Annotated in this window: 26 protein-coding genes, 1 pseudogene and 1 riboswitch; of the genes and pseudogenes, 4 read left to right on the top strand and 23 right to left on the bottom strand. The window is 41.7% G+C overall.

Annotated elements, in window-relative coordinates; translation table 11 throughout:
• Window position 1 precedes the first annotated feature (1 nt).
• The 16 genes and pseudogenes from fni to M3234_RS16595 all read right to left on the bottom strand — a co-directional run bounded on the left by fni (window position 2) and on the right by M3234_RS16595 (window position 13,828).
• Window positions 2-1,060 (bottom strand): type 2 isopentenyl-diphosphate Delta-isomerase, encoded by a 1,059-nt coding sequence (gene fni, locus M3234_RS16670; RefSeq protein WP_262305795.1) that lies wholly within the window; start codon window positions 1,058-1,060, stop codon window positions 2-4.
• A 12-nt stretch (window positions 1,061-1,072) separates the two neighbouring features.
• The gene (gene rpsA, locus M3234_RS16665; protein ID WP_262305794.1) at window positions 1,073-2,212 is read right to left on the bottom strand and encodes a 30S ribosomal protein S1; all 1,140 of its coding nucleotides are present in this window, start codon (window positions 2,210-2,212) and stop codon (window positions 1,073-1,075) included.
• Between the two features lie 119 nt (window positions 2,213-2,331).
• Window positions 2,332-2,913 (bottom strand): lysophospholipid acyltransferase family protein, encoded by a 582-nt coding sequence (locus M3234_RS16660; protein WP_262305793.1) that lies wholly within the window; start codon window positions 2,911-2,913, stop codon window positions 2,332-2,334.
• On the bottom strand, window positions 2,910-3,590 hold the full coding sequence (cmk, locus tag M3234_RS16655; protein ID WP_262305792.1) for a (d)CMP kinase: 681 nt from the start codon (window positions 3,588-3,590) through the stop codon (window positions 2,910-2,912). Before cmk ends, M3234_RS16660 begins: the two co-directional genes overlap by 4 nt.
• 172 nt (window positions 3,591-3,762) lie before the next feature.
• Complete coding sequence (locus tag M3234_RS16650) at window positions 3,763-3,933, bottom strand: YpfB family protein (protein ID WP_262305791.1); 171 nt, start codon at window positions 3,931-3,933, stop codon at window positions 3,763-3,765.
• Window positions 3,934-4,254: 321 nt separating this feature from the next.
• A pseudogene (locus M3234_RS16645) lies at window positions 4,255-4,604 on the bottom strand (transposase); the annotation flags it as partial.
• Window positions 4,523-4,780, bottom strand: a complete 258-nt coding sequence (locus tag M3234_RS16640) for a transposase (protein WP_262305183.1) — start codon at window positions 4,778-4,780, stop codon at window positions 4,523-4,525. The gene M3234_RS16640 and the pseudogene M3234_RS16645, both read right to left, overlap by 82 nt.
• A gap of 320 nt (window positions 4,781-5,100) precedes the next feature.
• On the bottom strand, window positions 5,101-6,450 hold the full coding sequence (gene ypeB / locus M3234_RS16635) for a germination protein YpeB (RefSeq protein WP_262305790.1): 1,350 nt from the start codon (window positions 6,448-6,450) through the stop codon (window positions 5,101-5,103).
• 12 nt (window positions 6,451-6,462) lie between these two features.
• Complete coding sequence (gene sleB, locus M3234_RS16630) at window positions 6,463-7,221, bottom strand: spore cortex-lytic enzyme (RefSeq protein ID WP_396953961.1); 759 nt, start codon at window positions 7,219-7,221, stop codon at window positions 6,463-6,465.
• Window positions 7,222-7,312: 91 nt separating this feature from the next.
• The gene (gene prsW / locus M3234_RS16625) at window positions 7,313-8,002 is read right to left on the bottom strand and encodes a glutamic-type intramembrane protease PrsW (RefSeq protein ID WP_262305789.1); all 690 of its coding nucleotides are present in this window, start codon (window positions 8,000-8,002) and stop codon (window positions 7,313-7,315) included.
• An 82-nt stretch (window positions 8,003-8,084) separates the two neighbouring features.
• Window positions 8,085-9,041 carry an asparaginase gene (locus M3234_RS16620; RefSeq protein ID WP_262305788.1) on the bottom strand — a complete coding sequence of 319 codons (957 nt, stop codon included), beginning with the start codon at window positions 9,039-9,041 and terminating at the stop codon, window positions 8,085-8,087.
• Between the two features lie 3 nt (window positions 9,042-9,044).
• Window positions 9,045-10,019 carry a YpdA family putative bacillithiol disulfide reductase gene (locus tag M3234_RS16615; RefSeq protein ID WP_262305787.1) on the bottom strand — a complete coding sequence of 325 codons (975 nt, stop codon included), beginning with the start codon at window positions 10,017-10,019 and terminating at the stop codon, window positions 9,045-9,047.
• Between the two features lie 80 nt (window positions 10,020-10,099).
• On the bottom strand, window positions 10,100-11,377 hold the full coding sequence (locus M3234_RS16610) for a Glu/Leu/Phe/Val family dehydrogenase (protein WP_262305786.1): 1,278 nt from the start codon (window positions 11,375-11,377) through the stop codon (window positions 10,100-10,102).
• Window positions 11,378-11,621: 244 nt separating this feature from the next.
• Window positions 11,622-12,203 carry a genetic competence negative regulator gene (locus M3234_RS16605; RefSeq protein WP_262305785.1) on the bottom strand — a complete coding sequence of 194 codons (582 nt, stop codon included), beginning with the start codon at window positions 12,201-12,203 and terminating at the stop codon, window positions 11,622-11,624.
• Window positions 12,204-12,290: 87 nt separating this feature from the next.
• Window positions 12,291-13,058, bottom strand: coding sequence for a metallophosphoesterase (locus tag M3234_RS16600; RefSeq protein ID WP_262305784.1), 768 nt, complete (start codon window positions 13,056-13,058; stop codon window positions 12,291-12,293).
• A gap of 137 nt (window positions 13,059-13,195) precedes the next feature.
• Window positions 13,196-13,828 (bottom strand): CBS domain-containing protein, encoded by a 633-nt coding sequence (locus M3234_RS16595; protein ID WP_262305783.1) that lies wholly within the window; start codon window positions 13,826-13,828, stop codon window positions 13,196-13,198.
• 145 nt (window positions 13,829-13,973) lie between these two features.
• Between M3234_RS16595 and M3234_RS16590 the strand changes: the two genes are divergently transcribed.
• From M3234_RS16590 to M3234_RS16580, 3 genes are read left to right on the top strand one after another with little or no spacing between them, the layout of a single operon-like run.
• Window positions 13,974-14,204: a spore coat associated protein CotJA gene (locus tag M3234_RS16590; protein ID WP_262305782.1), complete on the top strand. Its 231-nt coding sequence runs from the start codon at window positions 13,974-13,976 to the stop codon at window positions 14,202-14,204.
• Window positions 14,201-14,461: a spore coat protein CotJB gene (locus M3234_RS16585; RefSeq protein WP_066312796.1), complete on the top strand. Its 261-nt coding sequence runs from the start codon at window positions 14,201-14,203 to the stop codon at window positions 14,459-14,461. Before M3234_RS16590 ends, M3234_RS16585 begins: the two co-directional genes overlap by 4 nt.
• Window positions 14,462-14,495: 34 nt before the next feature.
• Window positions 14,496-15,065, top strand: a complete 570-nt coding sequence (locus M3234_RS16580) for a manganese catalase family protein (protein ID WP_262305781.1) — start codon at window positions 14,496-14,498, stop codon at window positions 15,063-15,065.
• Window positions 15,066-15,101: 36 nt separating this feature from the next.
• Here the strand turns inward: M3234_RS16580 and M3234_RS16575 are convergent, their stop codons facing one another.
• From M3234_RS16575 to M3234_RS16555, 5 genes are all read right to left on the bottom strand, one after another.
• Window positions 15,102-15,557 carry a YpbF family protein gene (locus M3234_RS16575; protein ID WP_262305780.1) on the bottom strand — a complete coding sequence of 152 codons (456 nt, stop codon included), beginning with the start codon at window positions 15,555-15,557 and terminating at the stop codon, window positions 15,102-15,104.
• Window positions 15,558-15,656: 99 nt separating this feature from the next.
• Window positions 15,657-16,373 carry a LysM peptidoglycan-binding domain-containing protein gene (locus tag M3234_RS16570; RefSeq protein WP_262305779.1) on the bottom strand — a complete coding sequence of 239 codons (717 nt, stop codon included), beginning with the start codon at window positions 16,371-16,373 and terminating at the stop codon, window positions 15,657-15,659.
• Window positions 16,366-16,977, bottom strand: coding sequence for a CPBP family intramembrane glutamic endopeptidase (locus tag M3234_RS16565; RefSeq protein ID WP_262305778.1), 612 nt, complete (start codon window positions 16,975-16,977; stop codon window positions 16,366-16,368). The genes M3234_RS16570 and M3234_RS16565 overlap by 8 nt, the downstream gene beginning before the upstream one ends.
• A complete protein-coding gene (locus M3234_RS16560) occupies window positions 16,974-18,479 on the bottom strand; it encodes a RecQ family ATP-dependent DNA helicase (protein WP_262305777.1) in 1,506 nt (501 codons plus the stop codon). The genes M3234_RS16565 and M3234_RS16560 overlap by 4 nt, the downstream gene beginning before the upstream one ends.
• Window positions 18,470-19,516: a YpbB family protein gene (locus M3234_RS16555; protein ID WP_262305776.1), complete on the bottom strand. Its 1,047-nt coding sequence runs from the start codon at window positions 19,514-19,516 to the stop codon at window positions 18,470-18,472. Before M3234_RS16555 ends, M3234_RS16560 begins: the two co-directional genes overlap by 10 nt.
• Before the next feature lie 235 nt (window positions 19,517-19,751).
• On the opposite strand from M3234_RS16555, the gene M3234_RS16550 reads away from it, so the two are divergent.
• Window positions 19,752-20,000 carry a ferredoxin gene (locus M3234_RS16550; protein ID WP_042355233.1) on the top strand — a complete coding sequence of 83 codons (249 nt, stop codon included), beginning with the start codon at window positions 19,752-19,754 and terminating at the stop codon, window positions 19,998-20,000.
• A gap of 118 nt (window positions 20,001-20,118) precedes the next feature.
• On the opposite strand, the gene M3234_RS16545 is transcribed toward M3234_RS16550, so the two are convergent.
• Together M3234_RS16545 and M3234_RS16540 are read right to left on the bottom strand one after the other, a co-directional pair.
• Window positions 20,119-20,685 (bottom strand): ECF transporter S component, encoded by a 567-nt coding sequence (locus M3234_RS16545; protein WP_262305907.1) that lies wholly within the window; start codon window positions 20,683-20,685, stop codon window positions 20,119-20,121.
• A 171-nt stretch (window positions 20,686-20,856) separates the two neighbouring features.
• Window positions 20,857-20,988, bottom strand: a riboswitch (FMN riboswitch).
• Window positions 20,989-21,127: 139 nt separating this feature from the next.
• On the bottom strand, window positions 21,128-21,877 hold the full coding sequence (locus tag M3234_RS16540; RefSeq protein WP_262305775.1) for a peptidoglycan DD-metalloendopeptidase family protein: 750 nt from the start codon (window positions 21,875-21,877) through the stop codon (window positions 21,128-21,130).
• Window positions 21,878-21,999: the final 122 nt, after the last annotated feature.

Raw genomic sequence — 21,999 nt, 5'->3', positions numbered from 1 at the left:
TTTATTTTATGGAGCGCTGGCTATATTTTTTCGTATCAATTCCCCGCTCTTGCAGCCAATGGTATGTATCACCAGAGATAACCAGCGGGGCCTGCTTTAATTGGGCGATTGTTTTTGCCCCAAGTGCAGTCATGATCATGGAGATTTCTTCATGCAACGTATGAATTTCTTCAACAACTGACCCGATTCCTTCTTCGATAAGAATTCTCAAGAAATAACCAGCAATCCCGACAGCATCGGCGCCTAATGCCAGACCCTTGACAATGTCATGACCATCCTTGAAACCTCCCGAACCCACGATCGAGATATCGGCTGAAACCGAGGATGCTTCGATAAGGGAGACCGGTGTGGGAATGCCCCAATCAGTAAAAAAAGATAGGGCTTTTTCCCGGCGCTTATTCTCTATAGCCGCAAAATTTGTTCCACCAAATCCGCCGACATCCACTACAGATACTCCCGCGGATGCGAGCTGTTGAACTGTTTCTTTTGACATACCGAAACCAACTTCCTTCACGATCAGCGGAACAGGAAGCTCTTTTGCCAGAGTCTCAATTCTATTTATGGCATTGGTAAAATCACGGTCCCCTTCAGGCATGGTCAGTTCCTGAATGACATTTAAATGAATCTGTAGGGCATTTGCCTCTATGATTTCAATGGCCGCCTTGGCTTGATCAAGAGTTGCCTCGCTGCCAAGATTAGCTATCAAGATTCCCGACGGATTTTCCTTTCGTACCACTTCATAGGTGTACCTCTGCGACCGATCCTTCAGTGCTGCCATTTGTGAACCGACAGCCATTGCCACACCTGTTTCTTTGGCTACTGTTGCCAGTCCCTGATTAATTTGGTACGTTTTCTCACCGCCGCCACCTGTCATCGCATTGATAAAAATTGGCGAACTTAAATAAAGTCCGCCAATGGAATGATCTAATCGAACATCGGATACACTGCAATTTGGTAAGCTTTGGTGAACAAATTTGATGTCATCTAAAGCTGTATTCCGTTTTGGGCCATTTTCAACCGCAAAGCGAATATGGTCCCATTTCCGTTTCGATCTCGACAAGATATATCACCGTTATTTTCCTAGATTCTTTAATTTATCCCCTATGACTTCACCAAGCTGGAATCCTTTTGATTCCTCAGGAAGTTCATAGTCATGAGTTTCTTCAGCCTCTTTTTCAAGAAGCTCTTTAATGCTTAGCGATAGACGCTGATCGTTTTCATTTGCATCTAATACCTTAACTTTTACTTCTTGTCCTTCTTTCAACACTTCATGAGGCGTTGCGATATGCTTATGGGCAATCTGGGAAATATGAACAAGACCTTCCACTCCAGGGAAAACTTCTACAAATGCCCCGTAAGAAACCAATCGTTTAACTGTACCAGTCAATTCGCTGCCTTTAGGTGCCTTTTCTGAAATATTTGCCCATGGTCCAGGAAGAGTTTCTTTGATGGATAAAGAAATTCTTTCATTATCACGGTCAACACTTAGAACCTTTACCTGTACCTTTTGGCCTTCTTGAACAACGTCGGTTGGTTTGCTCACATGTTCGTGCGATAATTGGGAAATATGAACAAGTCCATCAATTCCACCAATATCAACGAATGCACCGAAATCGGTAATTCTTTGCACAGTACCTTCAATGACCTGGCCAGCCTTTAGTTCATCAAGGCGGTTAAATTTCTGTTTTTCCTTTTCTTCCTCGACAACCGCGCGGTGAGAAAGGATTACACGATTCTTTTCCTTGTCAAGCTCAACAATTTTAAAGGAAAGTGTACGTCCTTTGTAATCGCTGAAATCTTCGACAAAATGAGGTTCAACAAGTGAAGCAGGAACAAAGCCGCGGACACCAAGGTCAACCACAAGACCGCCCTTTACCACATCTTTTACCTCAGTTTCGAATACCTCTCCGCTCTGGAATTTTTGCTCCAGGCTTTCCCAGGCTTTTTCTGCATCGACTTTTCGTTTTGAGAGAATCAATGCCTCTTCCTCAACCTTCAATACTTCTAGTTCCAATTCATCGCCTTCCACCACAGCATCGGATGCTTTTTCAATGTGCAGGCTGGATAGCTCGCTAATTGGAATGATTCCGTCAAGTTTACTGTCTTGAATATTGACAAGAACCTGCTTTTCTTCCACTTTTGTAACTTGTCCAGTAACTTTGTCTCCCACTTCAAAGGTTTTGACTTCTACTTGATTTAATTCCTCAGACATATGTAATCCTCCTTAATCCATTGACTCGCAAAATCTATATTTATCTATAAATTCTGATTAGCAAAAAAAGAATCTCATTTATTAAGTTCTTATAAATAGTGAATTTTGTCAAGCAGAACCTATCGATACTCTTTAATAAGTTTATGAATTTCCGACATAATTAATTCAGTCACTTCTTCGGCGGAAGCTTTGGCAGCTCTAAGCGGGTCCATATTAATCGGCTTTCCATAAACTACTTTTAATTTTTGAAAATTTTTATAAGGGCCAATAACGGCACATGGAACGACGGCGCAATTCGTTTTGAGGGCAAAAAAACCGGCACCGGCCAAACCTTTGCCAAGCTCTCCCGTTTTACTTCTTGTTCCTTCCGGGAATAGCCCTAACACATTCCCTTCCTTGAGGACGCTCATGCCCATTCTTAATGCTTCTCTGTCGCTCATTCCCCGTTTAACAGGAAACGCATTGCACTTTCTGACGATTCCCCCTAAAATAGGGACACGAAAAATTTCCTCCTTGGCCATAAAATGAACCGGCCTCTTCATATTAATCCCGACAACAATCGGATCGAAATTATGAATGTGATTGGAGCAGAGCAGAACTCCGCCTTCTTTAGGAATGTTCTCCTCACCAATCGCTTCAATCCGATACCACGGTTTAAAAACGGCGGAAGCCACTGATCTTGCAAAAGAATAAAACGTCACACTTTTCCAATCCTTTCGTATGCCAGCTCCAAAATCCTTTCGACTACATCAGGAATTGTCATTGAAGTTGTGTCGATTTCAATTGCGTTTTCGGCTTTTTTCAGCGGGGCTACTTCTCGTTCAGAGTCAATTTTATCCCGTCTGGCAATATCCAGTTTCAATTTTTCAAGATCGGAAGGAAAACCCTTTTGGAGATTCTCGGTATGTCTTCTCATGGCACGTTCTTCAACGCTTGCCAGCAGGAACACTTTAACCTCCGCATTCGGCAGAACATGGGTTCCAATGTCACGTCCGTCCATGACCACTCCGCCACCTGTGGCAAACTCTTGCTGACGTCTGACCATTTCCTCCCGAACCTGCTGATGTTTGGAAACAATCGAAACGGAATTGGTTACAGCAGCAGAGCGGATTTCGCTTGTTACATCGCGGCCGTCTAAAAATACCAATTGTCCGTTTTCCGAGGGATAAAGTTCAATTTTAGTGGAGAACAGGCAGGTTGATAACGCCGCTTCATCCTCGAGATTGAAATGATTCGCAATTGCTTTATAAGTCAAGGCCCTGTACATGGCACCTGTGTCAATATAAATGTAACCCAGACTTTCTGCCACAATTTTGGCTACGGTACTTTTCCCCGCTGCCGCCGGGCCATCAATTGCGATTGAGATTTTCTTGTTCATAAATCCTCCTAATACTATGATTGTCGCATAAGCTGTCTACTGTTTATTTTACCATAAGATCACACAAACTCTCTTATTTTTATGTTTTTAATTAATAAAAATAAAGCAGGGATCCCTGCTTTATGCCTGTCTCTGCTCCAGCGCAGTGAACATGGCGCTTTCGCTTTTCTAGTTAATTTCCTTGAAAGGTCTGAAGGATTTCTGTCAAGGTATTTTCATTTACCCCTTCATATTTTGTGAGTTGGTTTAATTCCGGCCAAACATCTAGTTGATGAAAAAAGAATTGAGAAAATAATAAGAATAAAAGTTGAATGATAATAACCTTGATTAACAATCGTTCCATAATTTTCATCCGCTTCACCCCGCAAAAACATTATTCCTATTATTGGAAACTAGAGTGTCTTTTATTCTTTCAGAATAGGGAACAAACAGATTGTCGAGAAAGGGTATATTTCTCGGCAATTTTTTATTTTAATGGAAATTGAATGGCCGATTTTATTAAAATTGCCCCTGCTAGGGGGCCTGTTGATTTCCGTTCCAGGTGCTTCGCTTTCCGCGGGCGGTTCGGGAAGCCTCCTCAGCGCGTTCCGCGCCTGCGGGGTCTCCCCTGTCCCGTACTCCCGCAGGAGTCTTCGCACCTTCCGCTCCAATCAACAGGAGATAATCAACCTGAAGTATTGCAACACACCTTTTCCAACCTGAATAAATGTGTCGCAATCTTTTTCATGTTCTGGCAAGCTGCGGTTAGAAGCGCTTGCTCACTTGCTTTTTTTATTCCCCGCAGCCGGCAGTAGCGAAGCCCATGCAGCTCTTTTGAGTATGCGAAGCTTCGCTCAATTTTTTCCTTTCTAATTTATAAAGTTCTTATCCTGATTTAGATAAGCGATTTACTCTTATCTTTTCCTTGTACTCCTCCCAAACATGTCGTGTTACTACTTTGACCTTATTTTTTGAACGTGTGCATTCGGATAAAAATGGGCAGCTTTCACATTTTTTCGAATCAGATTTGTATTTATAAGGGGATCAGATGGACGGCCGTTATCATCACTATAAAATGGACGTACTTTTTCAAGAAGAAATGAAAAGTCTACATATTTATCAATTAAACGAAGAAGGTGATCATCCGGAACTAATTCATCAATAGACACAAATTCAAATTCACTTTGGCTAGACTCTTTAGGCTTAAACATTGAATTCATCACTTATTTTTAATAATTATTGGTTGAACTTCTTAACTTATTAATAACACCTGTTGATTTGCGCGGAAGGCACGAAGACTCCTGCGGGAGTACGGGGCATTGGGAGACCCCGCAGGCGCTTGCGCCGAGGAGGCTCCCAGGCACGCCCGCGGAAAGCGAAGTGCCTGGAGCGCAAATCAACAGACATATCGAATAGTTTTTGATTAATATCATCATAACAAATTAACGCGGTGAATTGTTAAAGTAGTTATATAAAATAAAGGCTGTCGAAAGTTTCTCGACAGCCTGCAAGGGAAAGCATATGCTTTCCCTTAAAGAACATCTTCGTACATTTTTTCCGCGTCTTTCAATTTCTCTACTTCTTCTTCGACGCCGGTTTTTGCATTAATGAAAATTCGGTACGTTTCGTCACCCAATGTCCCCAGGAATTCATAACATAGCACTTCCTCATTTAAATCGTTGATAATCATCGCCTGGCGGTCTTCCATTACCTTTAGATTCGGATTGACCTTGCCTCGCGCTTCCTCCAATGTAATGGCCGGTTTTTCGATTTCCCTAGTTTGGAACGATTTTAAATACTCTTCCGCCGACACCCCAACAATGTCCCCATTGTCTAAAGCAACCTTTACCTTTACAGCTTCGGGGTAAATTCTGATGCCATTGATAGTGGTAACGAAATTGAAGACACCGATATTGTCATATTGGGTGCTTTCAAATACCTCTAGATTTTTAAATCCAGTTTCTTTTAGAAAGGACAATGCTTTATTGGTTGCGTCATTTAAACTGATTTTTTGCTGTGAAACCTCACGATTGTTGATAAACCAAATCGGATGACCAGCTTTTTTTGTAATGTCCATACTGGCTTCTTGGTTGGTTTGTTTATTGCGGATCGATACACTATAAAAACCATAATCGGAGCCCTTGCCATTTTTCGTCACTTTTACCTCGGCATTGCCATCAAATTTCATGTATTTCTTGGCAATGTTAATGGCTTCATTTTTGGAAATGGTTTTCCCTTTTATCTTTTTGAAATTTTCATCCTTTTTTTGGAGGTTTGCAAATGTGACACCGTGATCCGATTCCTCATAGCCGGTTACCGTTTTCTCAACCGTTTTAAAACCATCAATAATTGTATTGTCGGTCGTTTCCTTCCCGGAAGCAAGGGCAAGCTCTACATCCATCCACCGCAAATTATTCTTTAATACCATGTGTTGAACTTTTCTTAGTTCATTCTGAATTTCACCAGATTGAGAGTAGAGTTTTTTTAAGGTTTCATATTCCTGGTCGGATAACGGATCCTTATCCAAATCTCTGGCGGCTGTCCGATAGGAAAATTTGCCGATGTTCGCTAGAAATTCCTCTGTCTTGTTGAATGGCAATAACGTTAATGGCAATTGCCCGACATCACTATGGGCTTGGGAAGTGAGACGCCATACTTCTAGTAACGAAGGAGACAGGGATTCCCTGGAATTCATTGCCAAAGTGGTGCCGATTTTATCATTCAATAAATCCATTCGATAGGTTAGATTGTGGAATGCCCGCTGATAATTATTTTCTGCGTTTAACAAAACGGCATTTTTATCCTGGTGCTCCTGGTAGCCCCAATAGGCCGTTCCCGCAACGGCAATGGCGAGAACGCCTAATAATATTCCTCTAATCAATTTGTTTCACCTCTACTTACAAAAAATATGTTGTCCAATTTTCTTGATTTGCGGTCTTGACCATATCCAGCTGCTTGTGGCGGTTGCCGGATTAAAGTAATACAGCGCTTCACCGGTCGGGTCCCAGCCATTAATGGCATCTATAACCGCTTTTTTGGATGTTTCATTTGGCGTCAGCCAAATCTGTCCATCAGCTACAGCCGTAAATGCTCCTGGCTCAAAGATGACTCCCGAAACAGTATTTGGGAATGTGGAGCTGTTAACGCGGTTCAAAATAACAGCAGCAACCGCTACCTGGCCAATATATGGCTCACCCCTTGATTCACCGTGAACTGCATTCGCCATTAAGCGGATATCATTTTGTGAAAAACCCTTTGGTGTATTGGATGCCGTTGGCTTTGGAGCAGCCGCTTTTGGCGGCTGTGCTTTGGCCGCTCCGCCTTGACCCGCACCTCCATACTTAGGAGTTGCCTTCACAAGTTTTGACTTCGTAGCTTGTCCTGCCAACCCATCAATCGGCAGGCCAAATTCGTATTGAAAATTTCGTAATGCCCAATAGGTCCCCCAGCCGAACGCACCATCAACGTTTCCCGTGTAAAAGCCCAGATGCTTCAGCCTTCCTTGCAATTCAATTACATCATCCCCAACTGCCCCTTGTTGAATGACCTGATTGGAAAAGGCATGGCCTGTCATTGGGTTCACGATTTGGAATGTTCCCAGCAAAAAACAAAGCAGCACGAAAGATCTTATAAGGATTCTTTTCTTATGCATGAAATAATACCCCCAAAGTCAATCATTTTTACAGTAATCCTATTTTTTGCCACGAAGTTGATTTTATTCCCAAAAAAGAAAAAACCCTCCATTAGGAATGGAGAGTTTCTTGAATCGCATATTGTTTTTTCATATGATTGGCACTGAGTATTTTGGCCTTTTTCACCTTTCTTAACCCTAACCACCAAAGGAAGATCATAAACGGAAAAATAATAAATAACCAATGTTCCAGAGATAACAGGATAAAATCATAGGAGCCATGTAGAACTACCGGCAGAAATAACGACAAGGTCACCCATTTGGCTTTATTCCCTTCGGTAAACTTGGCTTTTCCAATGTAAAAGCCCATAATCACGCCAAATAGGGCATGGCTCGAGACCGGCAATAACGCCCTAGCCATCGCATGTTGGATTCCGTTGGCAATTAAATAAAAGATATTTTCAACCGTGGCAAACCCCAGTGATACGGCCACACCATAAACAATGCCATCAAACGGTTCATCAAATTCCACATGCTGGTAGACCACATAAAAGAGGATAAACCATTTAAAGAATTCCTCGAGAAGACCTGTACTTAAGAAAGCATTCACCAGATGGGAAGAAAGCAAATGCTCCGTTTCAAGGACATGCTGGATAAACATGATGGGAAATACCAGCAGCGCCCCGTACATAAACGTGCGAAGCACAAAGGAAATTGGCTCTGAGTCATATTCATCTTTTAAATAAAAATAACTTAATAAGGCCAGGCCAGGTGCAATTCCGGCAGATAATATTCCCAGCATGACAAACCTCTTTTCAAATCCGTTTCTTATATAGTAACACGGGAGTCTCCAATTGAAAACCAGCCCGGAGGCTGGTCTGTGATTAAAATTTAATTGTCTCCAAGCCGGCCGCTAGAGCAACGGCCAGCTTAATCCTTGCTTTTTTGGCGTCATTGTCACTGCCAAGAATGACTCCTTTTTTATATAAATCATAGGCACTGCCCTCATAATCGTAGGTAGTATAAACAGAACCTTCCTCAGCACTTGTCGTGATCACCAATTTAATTCCAGCTTTCATCGCTTCCTCAATTTCTGTCATCATTTTTGGAGCAACCTGTCCGCGCCCGACCCCTTCAAGGACAATTCCTTTCACTCCAGCCTCCCTGGCTGCCTTAATAAACTTGCCGTCTGCTCCAATATAGCATTTAATAATGTCGACATGAGGTACTGGCCTTACTATGTCAAAATGCTCCCGTTTAATTGGTTTCTGATAAATTTGAACCTCGTCGTTGTCAATAATCCCCAGATAGCCAAAGCCAAAGACATCAAATCCTTGAATATTGGAAGCATGCTCTTTTTTCACGTACCGCGCCGCAAAAATTCGCTCATTAAACACCACAACGGTTCCGGCATCGTGCAAATCACGGGAACAAGCAGAATAAATGGCATGCCTCAGGTTGATATAGACATCACTGCCTAAATCCTCCGGGGACCGTTGCGAACCTGTAACCACCACCGGTCTGGAATCTTTAATCGTTAAATCAAGGAAATAAGCAGTTTCTTCCATTGTATCGGTTCCATGGGTAACGACCACGCCGCAAACTGTATCATCTTTATAGTAATGTTCAATTTTGGACTTTAAAACGACTAAATCCTCAAAGGTAATATGAATACTGGCTTTTTGAAAGACAGATTCGACAATTACCTCAATGTCATTCGGTAATTGGCACATTGCGGCAAGTTCTTCACCCGTCATGGCCCCAGAGGCCAATTTTCCGGAATCCTTATTCGGCTTGCTAGCAATTGTTCCGCCTGTAGTCAGCAATACCACTTTTTTCATCGTTTATTCTCCCTTTTGCTCTTTCGCCAAGATGGAACCAGCAATGAGACCGCCATGGAACCTGCCATTTTCAATAAAAATCTCGTTGGCATTGTTTCCAGCCGCAATCACCCCGGCAATATAAATTCCGTTCACATTAGTCTCCATTGTTTCCGAATTGAATACCGGTCTTCCCGACTCCGCATCAATGTCAACACCCATATTTTTCAAGAACTGATGATCGGGATGATACCCTGTCATTGCAAACACAAAATCATTCTCTATGGTGATTTCGTTTCCATCTTTCAAATAAATTACCTTATCCTCCGTTATTTCCTTTAAATGGGCATTGAACTCCATTTTAATGACATTGTTTCGGACCAACGATTCAAATTCGGGCAGAATCCATGGTTTGATGCTTGGAGAATATTCCTTTCCACGATAAAGAACGGTGACTCTTGCGTTTGCTTTGACGAGTTCTAGGGCCGCATCCACACTGGAGTTTTTCCCGCCGATGACACATACATCTTTATCGAAGTAAGGATGAGCCTCCTTAAAATAGTGGAAAACCTTCGGAAGGTCCTCACCCGGAACATTCATATCATTCGGATTGTCATAGTATCCGGTCGCAATGATGACGTACCTGGCATTATAGCTATTTTTATTCGTCACCACTTCAAAAAAAGTCCCCTGTTTCGAAACTTTAAGAACCTGTTCAAAGGCATTTACCCTCAGCCGCTTTCGCTTCGCAACTTCGCGGTAATAAACAAGGGCCTGATTCCGTTTTGGTTTATAGTTATCTGTTACAAATGGGACATCGCCAATTTCCAACTTTTCGCTGGTGCTAAAAAATGTTTGATGGGTCGGATAATGATAAATAGAATTAACGATATTCCCCTTTTCAATGATTAACGGTTTTTTCCCAATTTCCTGTAAGGCGATTGCCGCTGCCATGCCACAGGGACCGCCGCCGATGATTATAATCTCTTCTGATCGCACTTTTCTTTACACTTCCTTAACAGAAAAACTCCTATCCTGTTTATGATAGGAGTTTTTTTATTATTTTTCAATAAAAGTAATTAAATCCAGCCTCTGAAGCGGCTTGCTTCGGCCATTTTTCGAACACCGACCATATAGGCGGCCAGGCGCATGTCGACACGGCGTGTTTGGGCTGTATCATAAATGTTTTTAAATGATTTAACCATAACCTTTTCCAGCTTTTCTTCCACTTCTTCTTCGGACCAATAATAACCTTGGTTATTTTGAACCCATTCAAAATAAGAAACAGTTACTCCACCCGCAGACGCAAGCACGTCCGGAACAAGGAGAATTCCGCGTTCTGTCAGAATCTCGGTTGCCTCAAGGGTTGTCGGGCCGTTCGCAGCCTCAACCACAATTTGTGCCCTGATATTATGGGCATTTTCTTCCGTAATCTGGTTCTCGATTGCTGCCGGAACAAGTATATCACAATCGAGCTCAAGCAGCTCTTTATTGGTAATCGTGTTGTTAAACAATTTTGTGACCGTTCCGAAGCTATCCCGTCTGTCCAACAGGTAATCAATATCGAGCCCATTTGGATCGTAAAGGGCACCGTAGGCATCAGAAATGCCGATTACCTTCGCACCTGCATCATGCATAAATTTTGACAGATAACTTCCGGCATTTCCGAATCCTTGAACCACCACTCTTGCACCTTCAATAGAAATGCCTCTCTTTTTGGCAGCCTCACCTATACAAATGGTTACGCCTTTTGCAGTTGCCGATTCACGGCCATGTGATCCGCCTAGAACAAGCGGCTTGCCTGTAATAAAACCAGGAGAATTAAATTCATCTATACGGCTGTATTCATCCATCATCCATGCCATAATTTGCGAATTAGTGAATACGTCCGGAGCAGGTATATCTTTAGTCGGTCCAACAATTTGGCTGATAGCCCGTACATATCCTCGGCTCAATCTCTCAAGCTCTCTAAATGACATGTCACGCGGGTCACAAACAATGCCACCCTTACCGCCTCCATATGGAAGGTCAACGATACCGCATTTTAAACTCATCCAAATCGAAAGGGCCTTGACTTCAGTCTCGGTCACACCAGGATGGAACCGAATTCCGCCTTTCGTAGGGCCCACCGCATCGTTATGTTGGGCACGATACCCAGTAAATATTTTAACTGAACCGTCATCCATTCGGACGGGAATTTTAACTGTCATCATCCGTAATGGCTCTTTTAAGAGCTCGTATACCTCTTCAGGATAACCTAATTTTTCAAGGGCTTTATGAATGACAGTCTGTGTTGATTTTAACACATCATGTGTTGCCCCCTGATTCGTTTTCTCAGCACCTTTATCGGCTACCATTAGTAAACCTCCTATGAATCACTTTTACGAATGTTGTCCGCTTTCAGTCACAAGTATACACCTTTACTTAATTAATGCAAGAAGAAAAAACCGTTTTCACCCCATTAGACTATTAATATGTAACCGTTGCCATTGGCTTTATTGCTGATCATTTTCTTCTCTCGCTTCCTTATGGCCAAACTGCTCCCCCTACAATGAGAAGAAGCGGCTTGGCCCCTCCTTTTAATGAAGTATGAATTTTCAGTTAATCAAAATACTGAAGAATCCTGCTGATTGCTTTCTCTTTTATGATTAATTTGCCATACTCGGCAAGTACAAATCGACTAAGAATAGAGGCATTTCCATATTCCGCAAGCATTGAGGCAATGATAGATGTCTTATCGGCTTCCAATTCATTCATCAAAAGATAGTACCGACCGTTCATCGAATAAATGCTTCCTTCATTTATGTTTAAGGGGCCGAGCCTTTTGGACAGCTGAATCAGGTCCTCGAAATCCTCAAATTCATACAAAAGTTCCCGGGATGCTCCGACACTGACTTGCATTTCAATGATTCCCTCATCCAATATCTCTTCATCTTCTTTTACTTCGTTTACCGTAATGATCATGATGATGCCTTGAGCATACAGCGAGAAAACCTCAACGGCTACCGAGCCTCTGATATCAACATCAAATTCATCACTTGCTTCTTCAAGCATATCATGAAAGAGTTGATTCCATTTCCCTGAATCCTTCCAGATATCTTCGTTGGAAAGGCCTCTTTCAAACAAATCATCAGAGGTTAGAAATATTTTTATTTTGTTTGCTGCCAAGCGTTCTAAGCGCATGTTTTTGCCCCCTGCTTATGATAACTCTTGGTTTAGAGTATGAAAGCAGGGCTGGGTTTGTGAATTGTCTTCCCTCGCCAAACTATCCTATCCCCGTCTAAGTGTAATCATGTGGCACTCAGCAGGGGCCCCTAGCCTTAATGGGATGGCCGTTGTTCCGTAACCATTGCTTACAAGCAGTGTCGTATTTATAAGCTTTTCAATTCCACCCCGTTTATATGGTCCATATCCAAAAATACGAATTTGACCTCCGTGAGTATGTCCGCTTAACACCAATCGAATCCCATGCTCAGGCAAAATTTTGTTGATGATGCTGGGGTAATGACTGACCAAGATTTTAAAGCTTTCTGCTGTTGCCCCATTTAGCGCAAGGTCTAGTCTGTCCTGATTTTGATTCATTTCTTTTACGCCCAGTAAACTTATAGTATCACCAGCATTGGACTTAAGTTCAATGGCCCTGTTGTCTAATATGGTTATTTGCAGCTCCTTCATTAGCGCCGTTAGTTTATTACTGTCAATTTCATAGTCATTATTGCCCCAAACAAAGTATACCGGAGCAATTTCCTTTAGTTTCTGCAAATTTATCTTCACACGTTGAATGGGGACTCCTTTTTCTGCAAGGTCCCCGCCAATAATGACCAAGTTTGCTTTGCCTTTGGCATAAGAAATGATCTTATCCGAGACAGTCCGCTTATGAATATCCGAAATAAAAAAAATGTTGAGCTCCCCGAACGATGACGGAAAGTCGGAAAAACATAACTCATTCCATGTCACTTTATTTTGAAAAGCTTCCTTTATCATGTACAGTAAAAGGCCTGCCCCAATTAACATCAGGATAACGAAATAAACTAACATTCCCTTTGCCCCTTTAAATTTAAAAATAATACCGAAATCATATCATATATCATGTTATTACATAAAAAAACAGACCAATAATATGAGCATACAAAATCCCTCCCATATCAACGTATGAGAGGGATCCCCTTATTTCCCTAGTCTTCTTGGATACTCAAGACCCTGAAACCGTGTTCTTCAAGCTTTTTGACAAATTTATCGATATTATCCTTCTTCTCAATCTTCATCACAATCCTGCGGACGAGTTTATCGGTTTCATCAAACGTGACAAGCGAAATAATATGCTCATGAAAGTGATGGGCAATTTCCGATAACCGGGCAATCCGTCCTTCCGTCTCAACCGATGTAAACGCAATCCTGACACCAGGGCGATTGACTCCGAAAGCACTCTCAAACTGTCCCAACACATCGGATCGAGTAACCACACCAAGAAATGTTTTATTTTCATCAACCACCGCCAATAACGGGAAGTCCTTTAAATCGAGCATCGTCTTTTCAAATAACTCTGCACCCTTTAAATACTTATCTTGATGGACGGCGATTTCTTTTACACTTGTAGCAGTCAAATAGTCTTCCTTTGATTGATTGGAGTTGAAAAAGTTCAAGTAGATATTATATCTTGTGACAACACCGAGATACTTGTCCCCAGCAAGAACCGGAATCCCGTCGATTTGGTTAGCCTCCAATTTTTCCAGCGCTGCCTTTAGCGTTTCATTTTCTTGCAATGTTATGCATTCATGCTTTGGTATCATAATATTTTTGACAAACAATTCCCATCACCTCAAATGATAATCCTTCCTCCTTAATTATAATTCTATACGGGTAGTAAAAAACCTTTAATATATTAAAGAATTATGTCATGTCTGAACATATTTTTCATAAGATTAATTGATGTTGAATAAAGGGAGGGATTCTATGCACACACGATTAAAAACCTGGCACCCTTATGCTAGCCCGTTTGACCCTTGCAAGCCTATGCTTGAAAAGACATATTCCACGCCACCTCATCTATACATGGGTTTTCAACCGCCAAATCTGCCACAATTCACGCCTCTCGAGGCTCTTAAAACGGGGACACTCTGGAAGGCCTTCTATGACCCTTGGTATTCTCCTTCCGAGCCTAAAAGAGGAGGGGAACAGGAATGAAGCAGGTGCCAGCCGAGTATTATCAATTGATGGAACAGCTTCAGGCAGTTGATTTTGTCCTTGTTGAACTCACCCTCTATCTCGATACCCATAACGACGATCTTGAAGCCATTAATCAGTTTAATCATTATGCAAAGGAAAGAAAACGGCTGAAAAAGGCATTTGAAAGTCAATTCGGACCATTGCAGCAATTCGGGAACAGCTATTCCGGCTACCCATGGAACTGGGACGACACGCCATGGCCTTGGCAAGTATAGACTGGAGGATATTAATAAGGGAGGGAAAAGGCTCATGTGGTTATACGAAAAAAAACTGCAATATCCGGTTAGAGTGAGTTCATGCAATCCGATGCTGGCCAAATTCTTAATTGAACAGTATGGCGGCGCCGATGGTGAGCTTGCCGCCGCACTGCGCTATTTAAACCAGCGTTATACGATTCCTGATAAAGTAATCGGTCTCCTGACGGATATCGGAACAGAGGAGTTCGCTCACCTGGAAATGATCGCGACAATGGTGTATAAACTCACGAAAGACGCCACACCGGAGCAAATGAAAGCAGCGGGCCTCGACGGCCATTATGCTGACCATGACAAAGCATTGTTTTACCATAATGCTGCCGGAGTACCTTTTACCGCGACTTATATCCAGGCCAAGGGCGATCCAATCACCGACCTTTACGAGGATATCGCCGCAGAGGAAAAAGCAAGAGCCACATACCAATGGATCATTAATATGAGCGATGACCCGGATTTAAATGACGGCTTGCGGTTTTTGCGGGAACGAGAAATCATCCACTCCCAGCGCTTCCGTGAAGCTGTTGAAATATTGAAGGATGAAAGGGGAAAGAAGAAAATATTTTGATTGTATATTAGAAGCAGCCAAACGGTCTGCTTCTTATTATTTGTTTTCGTGGTAAAGGTTAATATCATAATGTTTTTTCATCAATTCAAAAACATGATGACGGTTTTTCCAATCGTCTTCCCTTTTCCATAAATCCTTGCTTTTATCGACGATTTCCTTCCTTAATTCCTGATACTCCTTTTCCTTTTTATCTTTCTGCTGTTTTAACACATTCATGGCCCCGTAGCCAATGAGCGTCAATGCAAACATGTAAACAGTCAGCAAATCATTAAGCGCCGCAGAAAACATCGCGAAAAAAGAGTAGGAATACTGCTTGGCGATCGCAAAATAGAAATGCCCAAAAAAGATGAACGCAAAAATAAGCGTGAGATAGATTGCTAAAAAATGCCGTTTCTCTGCAATGTCAAACTTTTCCTTCCGCTTTCTCACATTTTCAAGCATTTGCTTTGTTGCTTCATCTGTATGGTTTAGTGACCGGATTGGAACATCCATTTTTATCCCTCCACTTCTCCGTATATACTTATGAACTTGTCCCAGGGAATATGAATTTGCCGTAAAAAAAACCGGCCTTGAAAAGGTCGGCTCGGTAATTTATCGCGGGATTTTTAGAACCTGACCAACGTAAATATCCTCATTTTTGAGGCCATTGGCTTTCTTGATTGTCTCCATCCCTTTTTGACTATTATAATAGTTCATCGCCAGCCTGAATAATGTTTCCTTAGGCTGAACTTTATGATAAATGACTGTTTGGCTTTTTGGCGGATTGGTTGTTGCAGTATTTGTTGTTTGTGTCTGCGGCAGCGGACTGTTTTTATCGGTAGAAACTCCACTGACTGGCTCCGTTTCATTACTTGTACTCTGCACTTCCGGTGCATTATGAGTCGTATCGGCAGGCTGGGAATCGGTTGTGTTTTCTTCCGCTTTTTCCGCTTCCTGATTTTCCTGCTCAACTTCGGCCTGAACCGGCTCCACTTCTTCGGCTTTATTCACTTCTTCCGATTTTGTTTTTTCAAGATTAATAGTTTCATAGTTGACAGAATCGGTGCTTGCGGGTCGTGATGCGGGACCTTTTTTGCCATCAAGATAGGAAATGGCACTAAAGATGATCACCGGCAAAAGAATAAAAAATAATACCAAGATTCGAATGACCGGATATTTCAGCTTCCACTTCACTTTTGCTTTTTTTTCACGATGAAGCTGCTCCCTTGGCGGCAGTTCATCACTGGACACTTCAATTGATTCATTAATTTTCTCAATCCGTCTTTTTAATCGTTCTGCTTGTTCTCTGTATGGTTCTTCTCTATTCAAAAGGCTCAGCTCCTTCCCTAGGGTCAATCATTTTCGTATGTCTAAAGTTTATATAGATCCCCAATAGAAAATCTATGACAAAATGCATTATGATCGTTACTGCAAGATTGTCAGTCCATTCATATATCACTCCAATGACAAAACTGAGTGTGACAATGTTGGTAAATAAAAACCAATTAAACAGATAACGATAATGAATCATAGCAAAAATCAAACTGGCAAAAATAAGGCCAACCTTGGTCTGGATGACCCCGCGGAACAATAGTTCTTCGCTAAAAGCAACAAAGGCAGCAATGAACAGGATATGAAGAGTTTTACGGTTCTTAAATATCCGTTCATTTAATCCGCCATCGTCATAATAGTGAGCAGGCAGCCATCTCATCAGGATTATATCGAGCAAAACCACCGCTAAGCCAGCGGGGATGCCAATTATGACAATACTCTTGTCATGTAAGCGAATTTGATTTAAATAGGAAAAATGGTCAAAGAAAATCAATCCCAAAATGAATGAAACCACTAGAAGGATAATTTGCGTCATATATAAATGGAATAAAAGCTCTTTATCAGATAAACTTTTAATTAGTTCATTGTATTTTTGTTTCATTCACTCAACCCACTGTTGATTAAAATTTTGGCAAGATATTGATTCCAGGTCACATCACTTGGTTTACTCTTGAAATGACCGCTTACTTTAAAAAATTGGTTGAGCTGCACTCCGCAGCGGTCACAGCAAGGCTGAACCTGATCGGACAACATTTCCCCAAAATAGTTTAAGAGATGCTCCCTCCGGCAAGAAGCCGAATCAAGCCATTGCTTCAATTGAAAAATATTTGTTTTCTTGGTGGTCAGCCTGCCAGCGACAAATTCCTTAACGGATTTATTCATTTGTTGCATGGGGACGGTACGATGCATTTGATGGATTAATCCTTCAATGAATCGCCATTGAACATCGGTAAAACCCCCTTGCTCCTTTAAATCCTTGTGAAGTCGAAGCTGTTCATTCAATACCCGTGGTTCCCCAGCAATACTAGCGAACAACCAGTCAATTTGCTGTTCCGAAGGCAGTTCACCCTCAGCTAGCTGCAATGGAAGAAGCTCATCTCCGGGAGAGTATAACAAGATAGCTACACTCTGATTGCCATCACGACCGGCTCTGCCAATCTCCTGCAGATAAGATTCTATTTGCATCGGCATGTGATAGTGAATGACAAAGCGAATATTTTCCTTATTAATTCCCATTCCAAAAGCGCTTGTTGCACAGATGACTTCAAGCTGGTTATGGATAAATTGTTCTTGGATTAACACCCTGGTACTAGGGTCCATTCCTCCGTGATAATAACCTGCCTGACATATCTCTTTTTCCACGAGCAGGGCAGCCATTTGTTCAGCTGCTTTTTTGCTGGTGAAATAAATTACCCCTGGTTTTTCAAGCTGTTGAACTAAATCCAAAATCCTGGCTTCCTTTTCATGATAGTCTGCAAGTTCTTCAATGCAGATAGCAATATTGGGTCTGTCAACGGAAGATTCCACCTTTGTTACATTACTCAAACCCAAGGATTGAATAATGTCTTCCCGTACCTGATAAGTAGCAGTTGCCGTTAGCGCCAAGGTCAACGGATTTCCTAATGCACTTCGGATTTCTCCCAACTTTGAATAATCAGGACGAAAATCAAAGCCCCACTGGGAGATGCAATGGGCCTCATCCACAACAAACATGGAAAGCTTAAGCTTTCCCAGGATTCCCAGAATATAAGGAACCCGCAACATTTCTGGCGAAATAAATATAAATTTATATTCGTTTATGTGGCGCAGAACTTGATTTTTTTCCTCCAAAGTCAGAAAGGAATTTAACGCGACAACCCGCTTTTCGCCAAATCGCTTAAATTGCTCCACCTGGTCCTGCATAAGAGAAAGCAGCGGGGATACTATTAAAACATGCCCGTCCAGCATATATCCCGGAAGTTGATAGCATAGTGATTTCCCAGTTCCGGTTGGAAGCATGGCCAATGTGTGGCACCCCGACAATAGAGAGGAAATGACTTCTTTTTGTCCGGTTTTAAAAGAATGAAAACCAAAATGTTTTAATAAGAGATCTTCTAATTCCATGATTGCTCACCATATTTCGCAAGTACTAATCTAATTTGAAAATAACTGGCATTTTTCACCTTGTCCTTAATTACCTTTAGCTGTTTTGTCCCTTGTTGACGGGATGTATCCAATATTTTGGACTGCAGTCCATTATCTACATATTCATCGATTTGGAAATGATTTATATTTAAGGCAAATTCGACAAGATGATCTTCTATTGTACTTACCCTCAGTCGTCTTAGACTGGCAATCATTTCAGGGGAATACCCCTGTAACAAAAGGTTCCAGGTTTTTCTTGCGGATAGGGTTAACTCTTCATTTTCGGTAAATCCTTGAATCAAATAAGCCAGTAAAGGAAATTGCTCATTATTGTCTTTTATATTTTGAATCATATAGTGCAATGTATTGGTAAATTGAAGATGATAGTCGAGAGCTTCCAGATCCAGTTTCTTAGCCGCCTGCTCTGCGGTTAAGCCAATTTGCTGAAATCCGGTTAACCGAAACACAATGACTGACGGATTAATTCCGTCTGCATTACAAAAGCATTTCGTCAATTCGTTGTATAATTTCCGGCCCATTTCCCTTTTAGAGATGTTGGAGACTTTTATAACCGTTTTCACCCATGAATGAACGGCCTGATTTTTTTGGATTGGAATATAATTCGTCTCGCCATATTCCAGATGCGAAGCAACCTGAACCAGCAAGGTTAACCGCTCCCAAACCGGTCCTGTGATCTGGTGATAGTCCCACCCATTGATAAAGATGGGTAATCGATTATTTTGTAAAAGGGACTCGCCCAATAAGGCAGGGACAAATCGCTGGCCCCCACAGTCAATGATCAGGTTATTTTGCAGCATGGCAGCAATTTTCCTATCAAAGAGCTCCCTTGTCATCGGCTCCAAGATACCGAAAAATGGTTTAAGAGAAAATAAATGGGCATCTTGTATCGTCTGTGATGACTTTTTTCCTTTAAGAAGGTGAAAAATAGAATAAATGGTTCTTTCATTCTTAATGCTTTGTAAACAATGCAAAATAATTAATTCTATATGCAGCATTGGCGCCACCACTTTTCAAATCGACAAATTCCCTTTTATTTTAACACGAAATGACGCTATTGGCTGTCCCAAATTGTAGAAGTTTCAGAAATAACCGATTCAAAAGGTCCAGAGGCATTTTTTCTATTGAAAAGTTATCGGTTCAGTCTTACAATAGATATGGGAAAAGCGTTTTCTCACAAGTGAGAAAATGAGCAACAATAATTCTTGTTATTCACTGGGAGGTATTTTTTTCATGGCAAAGTATACGATTGTTGATAAGGAAACATGTATCGCTTGTGGTGCATGCGGTGCGGCTGCTCCGGATATTTATGATTACGATGATGAGGGTATTGCCTTTGTAACCCTTGACGATAACGAAGGAATCGTCGAAATTCCGGATGTATTAATTGACGACATGATGGACGCATTCGAAGGCTGCCCAACTGATTCGATTAAAGTTGCTGATGAGCCATTTGATGGCAACCCAACTAAATTCGAATAATTTCTTTTAAAAAATGAAATACTTAAGCTACTGAATTCCCGTCTCTTGGTAAGACGGGTTTTTCTTTTCTTCAAAAAATAAACAGAGGCCGCTATTTTGAAGCAGCCTCTGTTTCTATTTATGCGCCTTTTATCACTGTGTTTTTATTAAGCCATGCCTGCATTCGAACGAATACGAGCATAAAAATCATCGACATCATGACACCTTTTAGGATATTAAACGGCAGGATGGCAGGGACGACAAGATTGCGCATGTCCGGGAAACCCATAAGGACAGTATAGGCAGGCAAGATGAACAAGTAGTTTAAAGCACTCATAATTACTGCCATTGTAACGGTCCCGGCTACCAAAGCCATGGTCATGCCTTTTCTTGTTTTTAACTTATTATAAATATAATACACAGGCAAAATATAAGTAATTCCCGCTAAGAAATTGGCGATGTGTCCGACTGGAATTCCTGTTTGGCTTCCTGTCATAATAAAATCAAGCAGGTTCTTAAAAAACTCAACTAATATCCCGGCTGCCGGGCCAAAAACTAGCGCAGCAATCAATACCGGTATGTCGCTGAAATCCACAAATAAGAAATTCGGGAATCCCGGAAGCGGAAATTGCAGCAGCATTAATAAATAGGCGATGCTGCTAAGCATTCCAATTGAAACCATTGCCTTTACTTTTGTGTTCTTCATTTTCTTCACTCTTCCTCTCTCCTTTTTTGATCCATCACGTTAGGAAGAGAGGTTCAGCAGCATGCACACCTAAAAATAAAACTCCCTCAAGAAACATCGCTTGAGGGAGCAAATAAAAGGCATGCTTAATAAACATCTGAAAAGATAATATTTTTCAAATGTTTGCAGAACCTCCATCTTCTCCCATCCAGACTATACTGTCGGCTTTGGAATCGCACCAAATCCTGCCTAAAAGGCTCGCGGGCTCAAGAGTTAACCTCTAATACCGCCGGTCGGGAATTACACCCTGCCCCGAAGATAGATCGATATGAAATTACAACATTATTATACTAGAGATATGCAGATTTGTTAAGTAAAATATTCTGTTCGTTTCCTCACATGTTGAATTTGTCACTAAATTGAAAAAAACGGAGGGTCGAAACACCTCCGGTAAAAGGGATTATTAGCGAATAATCAGGATTTGATTTGGTCTGATCACATCGGAATTCAGGTGATTAAGCTCTTTTATTCTAGCGACCGAAACATTTACTTTCAAAGCAATAGCAGACAAGGTATCCCCTTTTTTCACCCTGTACTGTTCTGTCACTGGGTCAGAAAACTTTTCTTCAAGCAGCGGCCGTAACTGGGCGCTTGCCTCAAGCACATCCCTGCCCATGGCAGCAATTCCGCCTTGGACTGTTTCGCCGACGGCCATCCTTCCTAATAGCATTTCAGGGTTAAAGGCGAATCTCTTATCATAGCGCCATTCAAGCTGGTGGGCTTCAAAATGAAGATGGATGCCGGTAGCACGTCCGGTTTTTCCCATGTACCCGATCATGTCACCCTGCCTAATGGGTTGTCCTACTGAAACAAGACGCTTGTTCAAGTGGGCGTACACGGTGACAAAATGGCTTGGGTGCTTGATAAAAACCACATTTCCATAAGTAGTAGAGTAGTATGATTTTACGACATGGCCATCTTCAACGGCAAGAATCGGTGTATCCATTTTTCCGGCTATATCGATTCCTTTGTGATTGCCATGCCTTGTTCCATATGTATCGGAGATCACTCCGTCTGCCGGCCACACCCAGTGTTCCCTTTCTTTCAATTCTTCTGGTGCTGCAGCTTGCGAGTGTCGGCCACCCAAAAATAATAAGCTGACGCAAATTGCCATAATGATGGCAATTAAAAATCTCCTTAAATAATCACGCATTCTTCTAAAATCCTCCTTATAACTTATCCTCTCATCACCATATGTGGCATTGCCAGGGTTTAGAACAAATGGTCCGGGAGAGGAACGGTCCAACCATACTTGTTATAATTTGGATTTGATTG

Origin of the sequence: Neobacillus niacini, assembly GCF_023715785.1 — a bacterium.
Classification (GTDB): Bacteria; Bacillota; Bacilli; order Bacillales; family Cytobacillaceae; genus Neobacillus; species Neobacillus niacini_E.
This window is presented reverse-complemented; position numbering and strand designations above follow the sequence as displayed.

What these genes read in the sequence shown, in the direction of transcription:
- M3234_RS16600 (WP_262305784.1), bottom strand. Translation starts at nt 13,058, where the DNA reads ATGTTAGTTTATTTCGTTATCCTGATGTTAATTGGGGCAGGCCTTTTA.
- M3234_RS16575 (WP_262305780.1), bottom strand. Translation starts at nt 15,557, where the DNA reads ATGGATGTTCCAATCCGGTCACTAAACCATACAGATGAAGCAACAAAG.
- sleB (WP_396953961.1), bottom strand. Translation starts at nt 7,221, where the DNA reads ATGCATAAGAAAAGAATCCTTATAAGATCTTTCGTGCTGCTTTGTTTT.
- M3234_RS16605 (WP_262305785.1), bottom strand. Translation starts at nt 12,203, where the DNA reads ATGCGCTTAGAACGCTTGGCAGCAAACAAAATAAAAATATTTCTAACC.
- prsW (WP_262305789.1), bottom strand. Translation starts at nt 8,002, where the DNA reads ATGCTGGGAATATTATCTGCCGGAATTGCACCTGGCCTGGCCTTATTA.
- M3234_RS16540 (WP_262305775.1), bottom strand. Translation starts at nt 21,877, where the DNA reads ATGCGTGATTATTTAAGGAGATTTTTAATTGCCATCATTATGGCAATT.
- M3234_RS16620 (WP_262305788.1), bottom strand. Translation starts at nt 9,041, where the DNA reads ATGAAAAAAGTGGTATTGCTGACTACAGGCGGAACAATTGCTAGCAAG.
- M3234_RS16560 (WP_262305777.1), bottom strand. Translation starts at nt 18,479, where the DNA reads ATGGAATTAGAAGATCTCTTATTAAAACATTTTGGTTTTCATTCTTTT.
- M3234_RS16585 (WP_066312796.1), top strand. Translation starts at nt 14,201, where the DNA reads ATGAAGCAGGTGCCAGCCGAGTATTATCAATTGATGGAACAGCTTCAG.
- M3234_RS16580 (WP_262305781.1), top strand. Translation starts at nt 14,496, where the DNA reads ATGTGGTTATACGAAAAAAAACTGCAATATCCGGTTAGAGTGAGTTCA.
- rpsA (WP_262305794.1), bottom strand. Translation starts at nt 2,212, where the DNA reads ATGTCTGAGGAATTAAATCAAGTAGAAGTCAAAACCTTTGAAGTGGGA.
- M3234_RS16590 (WP_262305782.1), top strand. Translation starts at nt 13,974, where the DNA reads ATGCACACACGATTAAAAACCTGGCACCCTTATGCTAGCCCGTTTGAC.
- cmk (WP_262305792.1), bottom strand. Translation starts at nt 3,590, where the DNA reads ATGAACAAGAAAATCTCAATCGCAATTGATGGCCCGGCGGCAGCGGGG.
- M3234_RS16550 (WP_042355233.1), top strand. Translation starts at nt 19,752, where the DNA reads ATGGCAAAGTATACGATTGTTGATAAGGAAACATGTATCGCTTGTGGT.
- M3234_RS16555 (WP_262305776.1), bottom strand. Translation starts at nt 19,516, where the DNA reads ATGCTGCATATAGAATTAATTATTTTGCATTGTTTACAAAGCATTAAG.
- M3234_RS16610 (WP_262305786.1), bottom strand. Translation starts at nt 11,377, where the DNA reads ATGGTAGCCGATAAAGGTGCTGAGAAAACGAATCAGGGGGCAACACAT.
- M3234_RS16545 (WP_262305907.1), bottom strand. Translation starts at nt 20,685, where the DNA reads ATGAAGAACACAAAAGTAAAGGCAATGGTTTCAATTGGAATGCTTAGC.
- M3234_RS16565 (WP_262305778.1), bottom strand. Translation starts at nt 16,977, where the DNA reads ATGAAACAAAAATACAATGAACTAATTAAAAGTTTATCTGATAAAGAG.
- M3234_RS16650 (WP_262305791.1), bottom strand. Translation starts at nt 3,933, where the DNA reads ATGGAACGATTGTTAATCAAGGTTATTATCATTCAACTTTTATTCTTA.
- M3234_RS16640 (WP_262305183.1), bottom strand. Translation starts at nt 4,780, where the DNA reads ATGTTTAAGCCTAAAGAGTCTAGCCAAAGTGAATTTGAATTTGTGTCT.